We start from the raw sequence: 12,888 nt of genomic DNA on the forward strand, positions 1-12,888 counted from the left end.
GCAACTGAAAAAGCCCGATCTGTATCTTTTCCACGGATCGGGCGGCACGTATGATTGCGCCTCGTTAGACGCCAGTCTGGCAGCCGTGTTACACGGGTTCAAACGGATTTTGCCGCCGCGAACCCAGGCTTCAGGCCTGTGTGCAAACGCAGGATTCCCAGTACGGTAGCTCACTCACCGTCTGGATCGTTCATTTTCGGGAACACATCGCCATGCAGGTCAGCAAATCGAACAAGCTCGCCAACGTCTGTTATGACATTCGCGGCCCAGTGCTCAAGCACGCCAAACGCCTGGAAGAGGAAGGCCATCGCATCCTCAAGCTGAACATCGGCAACCCGGCGCCTTTTGGTTTCGAAGCGCCGGACGAAATCCTCCAGGACGTAATCCGCAACCTGCCGACCGCACAGGGCTACAGCGACTCCAAGGGCCTGTTCAGCGCACGCAAGGCCGTCATGCAGTACTACCAGCAAAAGCAGGTGGAAGGCGTCGGCATCGAAGACATCTACCTGGGCAACGGCGTTTCCGAACTGATCGTCATGGCCATGCAGGCCCTGCTCAACAACGGTGACGAAGTGCTGGTCCCGGCCCCGGACTATCCGCTGTGGACCGCGGCCGTGAGCCTGGCCGGCGGCAACCCGGTGCACTACCTGTGCGACGAGCAGGCCAACTGGTGGCCGGACATCGCCGACATCAAGGCCAAGATCACCCCGAACACCAAGGCCCTGGTGATCATCAACCCGAACAACCCGACCGGCGCGGTGTACCCCAAGGCAGTGTTGCTGGACATGCTCGAACTGGCACGCCAGCACAACCTGGTGGTGTTCTCCGACGAGATCTACGACAAGATCCTCTACGATGATGCCGTGCACGTCTGCACCGCCTCCCTGGCGCCGGACCTGCTGTGCCTGACCTTCAACGGCCTGTCCAAGTCCTACCGGGTGGCCGGTTTCCGTTCCGGCTGGGTGGCCATTTCCGGTCCCAAGCACCACGCCCAGAGCTACATCGAAGGCATCGACATGCTGGCCAACATGCGCCTGTGCGCCAACGTGCCGAGCCAGCACGCCATTCAAACGGCGCTGGGCGGCTATCAGAGCATCAACGACCTGGTGCTGCCACCGGGCCGTTTGCTGGAACAGCGCAACCGCACCTGGGAACTGCTCAACGACATCCCCGGCGTCAGTTGCGTCAAGCCTATGGGCGCGCTGTACGCCTTCCCGAAAATCGACCCGAAAGTCTGCCCGATCCACAACGACGAGAAGTTCGTCCTGGACCTGCTGCTCTCGGAGAAACTGCTGGTGGTTCAGGGCACCGCCTTCAACTGGCCATGGCCGGACCACTTCCGCGTCGTGACCCTGCCACGGGTCGATGACCTGGAACAGGCGATCGGCCGTATCGGCAGCTTCCTCAAGTCGTATCGCCAGTAAGCCTTGCGACGCAGTGCGGCCGCCCCGGTCGCACTGCGATTAATTCAGCAACACTTCTGTACTCCCTGCTACGCCTACCCTTCTGTATCTTTGCCTTGCGCCTTGTGCCCAGTGGTTGCATGCCTCTGAAGTGCGGCTCGGCTTCCGGTGGCTGCCCAACTGCGACAGAAAGCTCATGCAAGCGTCTAAAATCAGCCTGCAGGACACAGTTTGAAATAGTCACCCGGTTGAATAGGCCGGTGCCGCACCTTATATACCCCGCAGAACGCTACATCTTTAGCATGAGGAGATTTCTACAACCATGATGCGCATCCTGCTGTTCTTGGCCACTAACCTGGCGGTCGTGCTGATTGCCAGCATCACCCTGAGCCTTTTCGGCTTCAACGGGTTCATGGCGGCCAATGGGGTTGATCTCAACCTCAATCAGCTGCTGGTTTTCTGTGCGGTCTTTGGTTTCGCCGGTTCCCTGTTCTCGCTGTTCATCTCCAAGTGGATGGCGAAAATGAGCACCAGCACCCAGATCATTACCCAGCCTCGTACTCGTCATGAGCAATGGCTGCTGCAAACCGTCGAGCAACTGTCCCGCGAAGCCGGGATCAAGATGCCCGAAGTCGGTATTTTCCCGGCCTACGAGGCCAACGCCTTCGCCACCGGCTGGAACAAGAACGACGCGCTGGTTGCGGTCAGCCAGGGCCTGCTCGAGCGTTTCTCGCCCGATGAAGTGAAAGCCGTGCTGGCCCACGAGATCGGTCACGTGGCCAACGGCGACATGGTCACCCTGGCGCTGATCCAGGGCGTGGTGAACACCTTCGTGATGTTCTTCGCGCGCATCATCGGCAACTTCGTCGACAAGGTGATCTTCAAGAACGAAGAAGGTCAGGGCATCGCCTACTACATCGCGACCATCTTCGCCGAACTGGTCCTGGGCATCCTGGCCAGCGCCATCGTCATGTGGTTCTCGCGCAAGCGCGAATTCCGTGCCGACGAAACCGGCGCGCAACTGGCCGGTACCGCGGCCATGATCGGCGCCCTGCAACGCCTGCGCTCGGAACAGGGCCTGCCGGTGCACATGCCCGACACCTTGAATGCCTTCGGCATCAACGGTGGCCTCAAACAAGGCCTGGCTCGCATGTTCATGAGCCACCCTCCACTGGAAGAGCGTATCGACGCCCTGAGCCGTCGTCGCGGCTGATAACGCTGGCAAACACAAAAAAGGGCGACGCAAGTCGCCCTTTTTCATGGTCTGGAAAAAGGCCGGGGCTCAGCGCGCCAGCAAGCGATAGACCCGTTCTTCGAGGCGGGTCACGCCGCCCTGGAGAAACTTCCAGCTCTCGCCAAGAATGTCCCGCACCTCCTCGACCTGCAGCTGCCAGCGCTTACCGAGCAAGACCTTGACCTCGTCATCGAGCACGGCGAAAGGCGGCCCCGCCATCAGCGCCTGGTCGTAATCCAGAGTGATCAGCAGCCCCTGGCAGCCCTGAGGCAGGACCGACTGCAGATGCGCCGCATACCGCTCACGCATCTGCGGCGGCAAGGCGATCAACGCCGCGCGGTCGTACAACGCCTGGCAGCCGGCGACATCCGTGGCCTGCAGGGCAAAAAAGTCGCCGCACCAGAGCTGGATCGGGCCGTACTCATAGACTTTGAATCCACCTCGAAGCTCAACCTGCGGCTGCACCTGCTGTTCGCTGAAAAAGTCCTGGATGGCCTTCTCCGACAACTCGATACCCAGCACCTGATGGCCCTGGCTGGCCAGCCAGCTCAGGTCCAGGCTCTTGCCGCACAGCGGCACCAGTACCCGCGAACCCGACGCCAGCTCCAACTGGGGCCAGTAGCGTTGCAGGTAAGGATTAACCTCGGACAAATGGAAGCCGATCTGATTCTGTTCCCACCGTTTGTGCCAAAACTCCGGCTGCATAAATCACCCTGAAATTCGATCAAAAACCACAAAAACTTATATTAGATTCAGATCAATGATCTGATTGAAGATGGTGCATCTTAACGCTCAGGACCTTATTCATGCTCCCTAGCCTGTTCATCTCCCACGGATCACCGATGCTCGCCCTGGAACCCGGCGCCAGCGGCCCGGCCCTCGCCCGCCTGGCCGCCGAGCTACCGCGCCCCAAGGCCATAGTGGTGGTGTCGGCCCACTGGGAAAGCCAGGACCTGCGGGTCAGCAGCAACCCGCAACCGCAAACCTGGCATGACTTCGGCGGCTTTCCCGCCGCGCTGTTCGCCGTGCAATACCCCGCCCCCGGCCAGCCTGAACTGGCGGAACAGGTGGCGCAGTTGCTCAGGGCCGATGGCCTGCCGGCGCAGCTCGACGACCAGCGCCCGTTCGACCATGGGGTCTGGGTGCCGCTGTCGCTGATGTACCCACAGGCGGATATTCCGGTGGTCCAGGTGTCTCTGCCCAGTCGCCTTGGACCAGCCCTGCAGACTCAGGTCGGGCTTGCCCTGTCCAGCCTGCGGCAACAGGGGGTGTTGTTGATCGGCTCGGGCAGCATTACCCACAACCTGCGCGAACTGGATTGGCACGCCGGCCCGGAAAGCGTCGAGCCGTGGGCCAAGGCGTTCCGCGACTGGATAATCGAGAAACTCGCCGCCAATGATGAAGCCGCGTTGCACGACTACCGTCGCCAGGCGCCGAATGCCGTACGTAGCCACCCCAGCGATGAACACCTGCTGCCGCTGTACTTCGCCAGAGGCGCCGGTGGCGAATTCAGCATCGCCCATCAAGGCTTCACCATGGGCGCGCTGGGCATGGATATCTATCGCTTCGGTTGATGCCCTTGCCGGGCCTGGCGCATCACAATGCGACAACTGATCCAACCCCCAGGCAAAAAAAATCCCCGCACCAGGCGGGGACTTTTTCGTTCAACCAATCAGCTCAGCACTGATCAGTCTTCGCGATAGCGACGCAGCTTCAACTGCTTGCCGGCCACGCGAGTGTCCTTCAGCTTGGTCAGCAGACGCTCCAGACCTTCCTCCGGCAGCTCGACCAGGCTGAAGCTGTCACGCACCTGGATGCGACCGATGGCTTCGCGGGCCAGGCCGCCTTCGTTGAGGATGGCGCCCAGCAGGTTCTTGGCCGCGATACCGTCACGCGCGCCCAGCGCGGTACGGCAACGGGCACGACCTTCAGCCAGAGGCATCGGTGCGCGACGCTCACGCTCGCCGCGATCAGGACGATCGCCGGAACGCTCAGGACGGTCGCCACGTGGCGCGCTGTTCGGCACCAGTGGGCGTTCCTTCTCGATCGCTGCCAGGTTCAGCGCCTGACCGTTGGTGGCCTTGCGCAGCAGGGCCGCGGCCAGGGCACGCGGGCTGCAACCGATATCGGCGGTCAGGCGATCCAGCAGATCACCGTGGGTCGATTCAGCGTCAGCGACCAGCGGCGACAGGCTGTTGGTCAGCTTCTTGATGCGCGCGTCGAGAACGGCTTGAGCGTCCGGCAGGCGAACTTCGGCAACCTTCTGACCGGTTACACGCTCGATCACTTGCAGCATGCGGCGCTCGCGTGGAGTCACCAGCAGCAGCGCACGACCTTCGCGACCGGCACGGCCGGTACGGCCGATACGGTGCACGTAGGATTCCGGGTCGTACGGCATGTCCACGTTGAATACGTGGGTGATGCGCGGTACGTCCAGGCCACGGGCGGCAACGTCAGTCGCCACAACGATGTCCAGGCGGCCATCCTTGAGGGAGTCGATCACACGCTCACGCTGGTTCTGGGCGATGTCGCCGTTCAGCGCAGCAGCTTTGTAGCCTTTGGCTTCCAGGGCACTGGCCAGGTCCAGGGTCGCTTGCTTGGTGCGCACGAACATGATCAGGGCGTCGAAATCTTCCACTTCCAGCAGGCTGAGAACAGCAGAAGTCTTCTGGTCAGCGTGAACCAACAGGTGAGCCTGTTCGATCGCGGTGACGGTCTGAGTCTTGCTCTGGATCTTGACGTGTTTCGGGTCCTTCAGGTGACGCTCGGCGATCGCACGGATCGACTGCGGCAGGGTGGCCGAGAACAGTACGGTCTGACGGGTTTCCGGCATGGCCTTGAAGATGACTTCCAGGTCATCCATGAAGCCCAGTTTCAGCATTTCGTCGGCTTCGTCGAGAACCAGGTGGTTCACGGTAGCCAGGACTTTTTCGTCGCGACGCAGGTGGTCGCACAGACGGCCCGGAGTGGCGACAACGATCTGTGCGCCATTACGGATTGCTTTCAGTTGTGGGCCCATCGGCGCGCCGCCGTAGACAGCCACAACAGTTACGCCCGGCATTTGCTTGGCGTAGGTTTCGAAAGCGGTTGCAACTTGCAGCGCCAACTCACGGGTTGGGGCCAGGATCAGAGCTTGCGGCTCGCGCTTGGACGGATCAATGCGGTGCAGGATAGGCAGGGCGAACGCGGCGGTCTTACCGGTACCGGTTTGCGCCTGACCAATCATATCGTGACCGGCGAGGATGATCGGGATCGACTGCTGCTGAATGGCCGAAGGCTCTTCATAGCCGGTAGCGACTACTGCAGCGACAATATTGGGATGAAGTTCAAGAGCGGCGAAGCCGCCGATTTCCTGGGTCATGGGTCTGCCTCTAAGTGCATCCGCAAAGACCCATGCTCCAAAGCTGCGCATGCCGTGTAAGACTCAAGAGTCACCCTGGCAGCTTTGTCGGCGGGGATTTGCGAAAACGATTGAAAGAAATGAACGTCAAGGATAGTCCGCGCAGCGGACAAGCAGCCGAAGCTGACTTCGGGGAATTGCATCACCTAAACGAGGCCCGGTTAAAGGCCGGCGCGCACTATACCGGAATTACTCAAAAAAGGGAGTTTTTTTTATCGGAAAAACCCGCTGAATACCTAGTTGTCACAGGCTTTGCGGATAATCCGGCAAAGGTCTATTTTGCACAGGCCCACGCCTGTCGGGGGATGACGCTTAAACGGTTCATCTTGCCGGCCGATACCGTCGGTCCGAGACACTCTTTACCGTCCGAGGAAATGCCCCATGAGCCAGCCCAGTTGCAGTCGCGTCAGCCGTGAACAACGTGGTCATCTCTTCCTCATCGGCCTGGACCGGGTCGCCAAGCGCAATGCCTTCGACCTGCAGCTGCTCGATCAACTCAGCCTGGCCTACGGCGAGTTCGAGGCCAGCAGCGAGGCCCGGGTCGCCGTGGTGTTCGGCCATGGCGAGCACTTCACCGCGGGGCTGGACCTGGCCAACGTCGGGGCGAAACTCGCCGAAGGCTGGCAGGCACCGGCCGGCGGTTGCGATCCCTGGGGTGTCTTCGCCGGGCCACGGGTCAGCAAACCGGTGATAGTCGCGGTGCAGGGCTACTGCCTGACCATAGGCATCGAGCTGATGCTGGCGTCGGATATCAACCTGTGCGCCAGCAATACCCGCTTCGCCCAACTGGAAGTGCAACGCGGCATCTTTCCCTTTGGCGGCGCCACCCTGCGCCTGCATCAGATCGCCGGCTGGGGCAATGCCATGCGCTGGTTGCTCACCGGCGACGAGTTCGACGCCCATGAAGCCCTGCGCCTGGGGCTGGTGCAGGAGGTGATGGCCAGCGAAGACCTGCTGCCCCGCGCCCTGGCCCTCGCCGAACGGATCGCCTGCCAGGCGCCGCTGGGGGTTCAAGCCACCCTGATGTCGGCCCGACAAGCCCGGCTCGAAGGAGAAAGCGCGGCAGCGCAGGGGCTGCCGCCGCTGGTGAAGACGCTGTTGAACAGCGAGGATGCCAAGGAAGGTGTGCGAGCGATGGTCGAGAAGCGCCCGGGGGTGTTCAAGGGGTGTTGAGCGGCCTGAACCCGTGGTGAATGTGAGGTTCTATCGCGGGCAAGCCTCGCTCCTACAGATGCGGACGATCCGCGAAGCGGACAGCCGACTCAGGTCGCCGGACGGATGCACTTGATCAACGACTGCAACGAATAGCCCAGGCGTGGCGCCAGCGCCTCGGCCCGGGCGCTCAGACCGTCCATGTCCAGACCCTGCTCCAGGTCGGACGGCACGATCAGAATCACGTTGCCCTCCTTCACCGGCAGCTCCCAGTAGTGCCGATGGTAAAGCCCGCGCAGCAAGGCCGCACCGAGCGGCTTGCCATCGTCGGTGGCCCACTGGTTGATCACCAGCCAGCCGCCCGGGTTGAGGCGCTTCTGGCAGTTTTCCAGGAAACCCCAGGCCAGGTGTCCGACGCCCGGTCCGACGTCGGTGTACAGGTCGACGAAAATCAGGTCCGCCGACTCGGCGCTGTCCAGCAGTTCGAGCGCATCGCCCACCCGGATATACAGACGCGGATCGTCATCCAGCCCCAGGTACTCGATAGCCAGGCGCGGCACGTCGGGGCGCAGCTCGATGGCCTCGACATCGTCCAGCGGCAGGAACTTGAGGCAGGCCTGGGTCAGGGTGCCAGCGCCCAGGCCGAGAAACAGCGCACTCTCGGGCTGCTCATGGCACAGCGCGCCGATCAGCATGGCGCGGGTGTAGTCGTACTCCAGCCAGCTCGGGTCGGCGGTAAACACGCAGCTCTGCTCGATGGCATCGCCAAATTCGAGGAAGCGGTAATCCGCCACTTCCAGTACCCGAATCATGCCGAACTCATCGTGCACTTCGGCGAGCAGGCGCTCGACGCGCTCCTCAGTCATCTCTTCTCCTAGCCGCGACGGGGCTCAACCTCGCCGTCGCGATAAACCGGCCGCTCGGCGCCGAGCGGGAAAGGCGCGATTGTCCGCGAACCGGCGGGAACAGGTCACGCACTAATTGCTGATAACATGCCTGTCCGACCTTAAAAACACCCGAGTCCGTGATGAGCCAACCCTGGAGCCCTGACAGCTGGCGCGCCCTGCCGATCCAGCAACAACCCGTCTACCCCGACGCCGCACACCTGTTGCAGGTCGAGCAGACCCTGGCCAGCTACCCGCCGCTGGTGTTTGCCGGCGAAGCCCGGGAGTTGCGCCGCCAGTTTGCCGAAGTGACCCAGGGTCGTGCCTTTCTGCTGCAGGGTGGCGATTGCGCCGAGAGCTTCGCCGAGTTCTCGGCGGCGAAGATCCGCGACACCTTCAAGGTCCTGCTGCAGATGGCGATCGTCATGACCTTCGCCGCCGGTTGCCCGGTGGTCAAGGTCGGGCGCATGGCCGGCCAGTTCGCCAAGCCGCGCTCGGCCAACGACGAAACCATCAATGGCGTGACCCTGCCGGCCTACCGCGGCGATATCGTCAACGGCATAGGTTTCGATGCGAAAAGCCGGGTGCCGGACCCGGACCGCCTGCTGCAGTCCTATCACCAGGCCACCGCCACCCTGAACCTGCTGCGCGCCTTTGCCCAGGGCGGTTTTGCCGACCTGCACCAGGTGCACAAATGGAACCTGGATTTCATCGCCAACTCCGCCCTGGCCGAGAAATACAGCCAGCTGGCCGACCGCATCGACGAAACCCTGGCCTTCATGCGCGCCTGCGGCATGGACAGCTCGCCGCAGCTGCGCGAGACCAGCTTCTTCACCGCCCACGAGGCGCTGCTGCTGAACTATGAGGAAGCCTTCGTCCGTCGCGACAGCCTGACCAACGACTATTACGACTGCTCGGCGCACATGCTGTGGATCGGCGATCGCACCCGCCAGCTCGACGGCGCCCACGTCGAATTCCTGCGCGGGGTGAATAACCCGATCGGGGTCAAGGTGGGCCCGAGCATGAACACCGAGGAGCTGATCCGCCTGATCGACATCCTCAACCCGGACAACGATCCAGGCCGCCTGAACCTGATCGTGCGCATGGGCGTGAACAAGGTCGGCGACCACCTGCCGCAGCTGATCCGCGCGGTGGAAGGCGAAGGCAAGAAGGTGCTGTGGAGTTCCGACCCGATGCATGGCAATACCATCAAGGCCAGCAGCGGTTACAAGACCCGCGATTTCGCGCAGATCCTCAATGAGGTGAAGCAGTTCTTCCAGGTCCACGAAGCCGAGGGCAGCTATGCCGGCGGTATCCACATCGAGATGACCGGGCAGAACGTCACCGAGTGCATCGGTGGCGCGCGGCCGATTACCGAAGATGCTTTGTCGGATCGCTACCACACCCATTGCGACCCGCGGATGAACGCCGATCAGTCGCTGGAGCTGGCGTTCCTGATTGCCGAGACCTTGAAACAGGTCAAGCGTTGAACCCGTAGTGTTCGATCATCCAGGGGAAGCTGGATGATCGATGCTGGTCAAAGAAACGCACGCAAGCGCTGGGCGCTGACCCTTGGGCAATTGAGCTGGACGTCGGCCAGCCCCAGCCAGTCGGCCATGCTCCGCAAGCTGCTCGCCAGCGCCTGCATCCCCTGCTCGTCCAACCCCAGATCCTCCTCATGCACGGCATGCACCGCCAGGCGCCCCTGCGCCCTTTCTGCCCGCAGGTCGACCCGCGCGGCGATCCGTTCGTGGTGCAGAAACGGCAACACGTAATAGCCGTACACCCGCTTGTGCTGCGGGGTGTAGATCTCCAGGCGATAGCAGAAATCGAACAGGCGCTCGGTGCGACTGCGTTCCCAGATCAGCGAATCGAAGGGAGAAAGCAAGGCGCTGGCCGGCACGCTGCGCGGCACCTTGGCCTCTGGCAGGCAATACGCCGCTTGCTTCCAGCCCGCCACCTCGCAGGCCAGCAGTTCGCCGCCCTCCAGCAATTCCGCCAGGCGCGCCCGGCTGTCTGCCAGCTCCAGGCGAAAGTAGTCGCGCAGATCCTTCTCGGTGGCCACGCCCAGGGCGCTGGCGGCATGCAGTAGCAAACCGCGCTGGGCATCGGCCTCGCTGAGCGGCGAATGCTGCAGGATGCTCGAAGGAATCACCCGCTCCGGCAAGTCGTACAAGCGCTCGAATCCACGCCGACCAGCGACCGTCACCTCACCGGCGGCAAACAGCCATTCCAGCGCATGCTTCTCCGCACTCCAGTCCCACCAAGGGCCGGCGCGTTCCTCACGGGTCGACAGGCTGCCCGCCCCGAGGGCGCCCTGTTCCTCGACCGCGGCCAGCACCCGGCGAATAGTCGCCTGCTGCTCCTGGCCGAAACGCGCCAACTGCTGGTAGATCCCCTGCCCCTGGCTGGCCCGCTGCATGCGCCAACGCATCAGCGGGTACAGCGACAGCGGCAGCAACGAGGCTTCGTGGCCCCAGTATTCGAACAGCGTGCGTTGCCGGCCCTGGCTCCAGGCAGCCTGGTCCAGCAGTTGCGCAGGATAGTCGCCAAGGCGGGAAAACAGCGGCAGGTAGTGCGAACGCACCAGGGCATTGACCGAATCGATCTGCAGGATACCCAGGCGCGCGATCAGGCGATTGAGCTGTGCGGGCCTGATCGTCGCAGGCAGTGGCCGCCCGGAAAAACCCTGGGCGGCCAGCGCCAGACGCCGAGCCTGCTTGAGGGAAAAGGACAGTTCTGCGGGCATGGCAATCTCCTTGTCTGCCCGCAAACTACCTCAGTGAGAAGTGGCTTGTGTAGCGTTTTGACATTCACTTGTGCATCGGATCGTCCCAGAACGGCCGCACGGTCTCCCGCTCCACATCCGCGCGACTGAGGCCGATATCCTTCAGCGCCTCATCACTCATGCCGGCCAGCATGTTGCGTTCACGGTGCAGCTGATGCCAGCGGACAATCCTCTGCAGCAGGTGCCGCAAGGAAGTGCCATGCCATGCAAACCGGTGAGCCAGTACAAAACCTTTTTGACCTTTCATCGTCTTGCCCTCCAGTGGGGATGGCTCAAGTCTCCACCCAGGGCTAAGATCAATCCAACGAATGTTTCTTATGCAATACATCTCGGAGTTTGATGAATTGTCCAGCTACCCAAGCATTGATACCGAGGTCCTGCGCACCTTCGTCGCCATCGCCGACCAGGGCGGTTTCACCAAGGCCGGGGAGCAGGTCAATCGCACCCAGTCCGCGGTGAGCATGCAGATGAAGCGGCTCGAGGAAGATGTGCTGCAACGCCAATTGTTCCAGCGTGAGGGCCGGCAGGTACGCCTGACCGCCGAAGGCCAAGTGCTGCTGGGTTACGCACGGCGCATCCTGAAACTGCACAGCGAGGTGTTCAACACCCTGCGCGAGCCGCACATGGTCGGCACCGTGCGCATCGGTACGCCGGACGATTATGTGATGCGCTTTCTACCGGGGATCCTGTCGCGTTTTGCCCAGGCCTATCCCTTGATCCAGATCGAAGTGCATTGCGAGTCCTCCAAGCAACTGCTGCTGCGCCAGGATCTGGACCTGTCTATCGTCACCCGCGAGCCAGGCAGCGAAATCGGCCAGTTGCTGCGCAAGGAGCGTTTCGTCTGGGCCGAGGCCCAGGGGTTCTGCCCCCACGAACAGACGCCACTGCCCCTGGCGATGTTCAACAGCGATTGCTTCTGCAGGCAATGGGCCTGCAATGCGCTGGACGCCGCCGGGCGCGACTATCGCATCGCCTATAACAGCTCCAGCCTGTCGGCACTGATGGCCGTGGTCAGCGCCGGCCTGGCGATCACCGCTCAGCTGGAAAGCCTGATCACCCCGGACATGCGCATCCTGGGCGCCGCCGAGGATCTGCCCCTGCTGCCCGAGGCCAGCATCATGCTGGTGCGCAACCTCAACACGCCTTCGCCCATCACCGAATGCCTGGCCGAGCACATAGTCGAAGGCTTCAAACTTTAAAGGCGAGCATCACCGCGCAGACCACCAGGAAGCCGCAGAACAGCCCGCGCAGCATTCGCTCGGGCAGCGCATGGGCGATTTTCACCCCCCAACTGATGCTCAACAGCCCACCCGCCGCCAGCGGCAGGCCGATCATCCAGTCCACTTCCTGATGCACCCCGTAGGTCACCAGGGTCACCCCGGTGCTGGGCAGGGCCAGGGCCAGCGACAGCCCCTGGGCGACCACCTGGGTGGTGCCGAACACGCTGGTCAGCACCGGGGTGGCAACCACCGCGCCGCCGACGCCGAACAGCCCGCCCATGGCCCCGGAAGCCGCACCCAGCACACCAAGCCACGGCCAGGGATAGCGCATCTGCGCCGAAGCCGGGGCATTGGCCAGGAACATGCGCAACAGGTTGTAGGCCGACAAGGCCACCAGGAACGCGACGAAGCCGATCCGCATGACTTGGGCATCAATGCCCACCGCCCAGATCGAACCGAGCCAGGCAAAACTGAAGCCCATCAGGGCCAACGGCAACGCATGGCGCGCCTCGATCCGGTTGCGCTGGTGATAACGCCACAGCGCGAGCATCACGTTCGGCACCACCATCACCAACGCCGTGCCCTGGGCGATCTGCTGGTCCAGCCCGAACAGCACGCCCAGCACCGGAATCGCAATCAGCCCTCCACCGATCCCGAACAAGCCGCCCACCGTGCCCAGCGCCGCGCCCAATACCACATACATCGCTAAATCGATCACCGCCGCTCTCCTCACTCAGGCCTTGCATGCTACGCAGTCGGCTCTGGTGCGGAAACGCACAGCAACGCACAATGGCTTTGCCAACTTCG

Annotated in this window: 13 protein-coding genes; 7 read left to right on the forward strand and 6 right to left on the reverse strand. The window is 62.6% G+C overall.

Going from position 1 to position 12,888, the window contains the following annotated elements; translation table 11 throughout:
• Positions 1 to 212: 212 nt before the first annotated feature.
• Both AC3RCP_RS22695 and htpX read left to right on the forward strand, forming a co-directional pair.
• On the forward strand, positions 213 to 1,424 hold the full coding sequence (locus AC3RCP_RS22695; RefSeq protein ID WP_007931438.1) for a pyridoxal phosphate-dependent aminotransferase: 1,212 nt from the start codon (positions 213 to 215) through the stop codon (positions 1,422 to 1,424).
• Positions 1,425 to 1,725: 301 nt separating this feature from the next.
• On the forward strand, positions 1,726 to 2,616 hold the full coding sequence (gene htpX, locus AC3RCP_RS22700; RefSeq protein WP_492571804.1) for a protease HtpX: 891 nt from the start codon (positions 1,726 to 1,728) through the stop codon (positions 2,614 to 2,616).
• Positions 2,617 to 2,685: 69 nt separating this feature from the next.
• On the opposite strand, the gene AC3RCP_RS22705 is transcribed toward htpX, so the two are convergent.
• Positions 2,686 to 3,342: a thiopurine S-methyltransferase gene (locus AC3RCP_RS22705; RefSeq protein WP_492571805.1), complete on the reverse strand. Its 657-nt coding sequence runs from the start codon at positions 3,340 to 3,342 to the stop codon at positions 2,686 to 2,688.
• A 101-nt stretch (positions 3,343 to 3,443) separates the two neighbouring features.
• Between AC3RCP_RS22705 and AC3RCP_RS22710 the strand changes: the two genes are divergently transcribed.
• Positions 3,444 to 4,211 carry a DODA-type extradiol aromatic ring-opening family dioxygenase gene (locus AC3RCP_RS22710; protein WP_277589366.1) on the forward strand — a complete coding sequence of 256 codons (768 nt, stop codon included), beginning with the start codon at positions 3,444 to 3,446 and terminating at the stop codon, positions 4,209 to 4,211.
• Between the two features lie 113 nt (positions 4,212 to 4,324).
• Here the strand turns inward: AC3RCP_RS22710 and AC3RCP_RS22715 are convergent, their stop codons facing one another.
• Positions 4,325 to 5,998 (reverse strand): DEAD/DEAH box helicase, encoded by a 1,674-nt coding sequence (locus AC3RCP_RS22715; protein WP_007931434.1) that lies wholly within the window; start codon positions 5,996 to 5,998, stop codon positions 4,325 to 4,327.
• A gap of 119 nt (positions 5,999 to 6,117) precedes the next feature.
• On the opposite strand from AC3RCP_RS22715, the gene AC3RCP_RS22720 reads away from it, so the two are divergent.
• Both AC3RCP_RS22720 and AC3RCP_RS22725 read left to right on the forward strand, forming a co-directional pair.
• Positions 6,118 to 6,453 (forward strand): hypothetical protein, encoded by a 336-nt coding sequence (locus tag AC3RCP_RS22720; RefSeq protein WP_164485202.1) that lies wholly within the window; start codon positions 6,118 to 6,120, stop codon positions 6,451 to 6,453.
• Positions 6,419 to 7,210: a crotonase/enoyl-CoA hydratase family protein gene (locus tag AC3RCP_RS22725; protein WP_492571806.1), complete on the forward strand. Its 792-nt coding sequence runs from the start codon at positions 6,419 to 6,421 to the stop codon at positions 7,208 to 7,210. Before AC3RCP_RS22720 ends, AC3RCP_RS22725 begins: the two co-directional genes overlap by 35 nt.
• Before the next feature lie 89 nt (positions 7,211 to 7,299).
• On the opposite strand, the gene AC3RCP_RS22730 is transcribed toward AC3RCP_RS22725, so the two are convergent.
• Complete coding sequence (locus tag AC3RCP_RS22730) at positions 7,300 to 8,055, reverse strand: spermidine synthase (RefSeq protein ID WP_007931432.1); 756 nt, start codon at positions 8,053 to 8,055, stop codon at positions 7,300 to 7,302.
• A 161-nt stretch (positions 8,056 to 8,216) separates the two neighbouring features.
• Between AC3RCP_RS22730 and AC3RCP_RS22735 the strand changes: the two genes are divergently transcribed.
• Complete coding sequence (locus AC3RCP_RS22735) at positions 8,217 to 9,563, forward strand: class II 3-deoxy-7-phosphoheptulonate synthase (protein WP_007931431.1); 1,347 nt, start codon at positions 8,217 to 8,219, stop codon at positions 9,561 to 9,563.
• A 47-nt stretch (positions 9,564 to 9,610) separates the two neighbouring features.
• On the opposite strand, the gene AC3RCP_RS22740 is transcribed toward AC3RCP_RS22735, so the two are convergent.
• Complete coding sequence (locus tag AC3RCP_RS22740; protein ID WP_492571807.1) at positions 9,611 to 10,822, reverse strand: winged helix-turn-helix domain-containing protein; 1,212 nt, start codon at positions 10,820 to 10,822, stop codon at positions 9,611 to 9,613.
• 64 nt (positions 10,823 to 10,886) lie between these two features.
• A complete protein-coding gene (locus AC3RCP_RS22745) occupies positions 10,887 to 11,108 on the reverse strand; it encodes a DUF1127 domain-containing protein (protein ID WP_101338706.1) in 222 nt (73 codons plus the stop codon).
• Between the two features lie 97 nt (positions 11,109 to 11,205).
• Between AC3RCP_RS22745 and AC3RCP_RS22750 the strand changes: the two genes are divergently transcribed.
• The gene (locus AC3RCP_RS22750) at positions 11,206 to 12,060 is read left to right on the forward strand and encodes a LysR substrate-binding domain-containing protein (protein WP_162136185.1); all 855 of its coding nucleotides are present in this window, start codon (positions 11,206 to 11,208) and stop codon (positions 12,058 to 12,060) included.
• Here the strand turns inward: AC3RCP_RS22750 and AC3RCP_RS22755 are convergent.
• Positions 12,050 to 12,799, reverse strand: coding sequence for a sulfite exporter TauE/SafE family protein (locus tag AC3RCP_RS22755; RefSeq protein ID WP_101338707.1), 750 nt, complete (start codon positions 12,797 to 12,799; stop codon positions 12,050 to 12,052). The two genes, AC3RCP_RS22750 and AC3RCP_RS22755, sit on opposite strands and share 11 nt — an antisense overlap.
• Positions 12,800 to 12,888 lie beyond the last annotated feature (89 nt).

The sequence above is a fragment of the Pseudomonas sp. GW822-FHT05A08 genome (assembly GCF_058800485.1).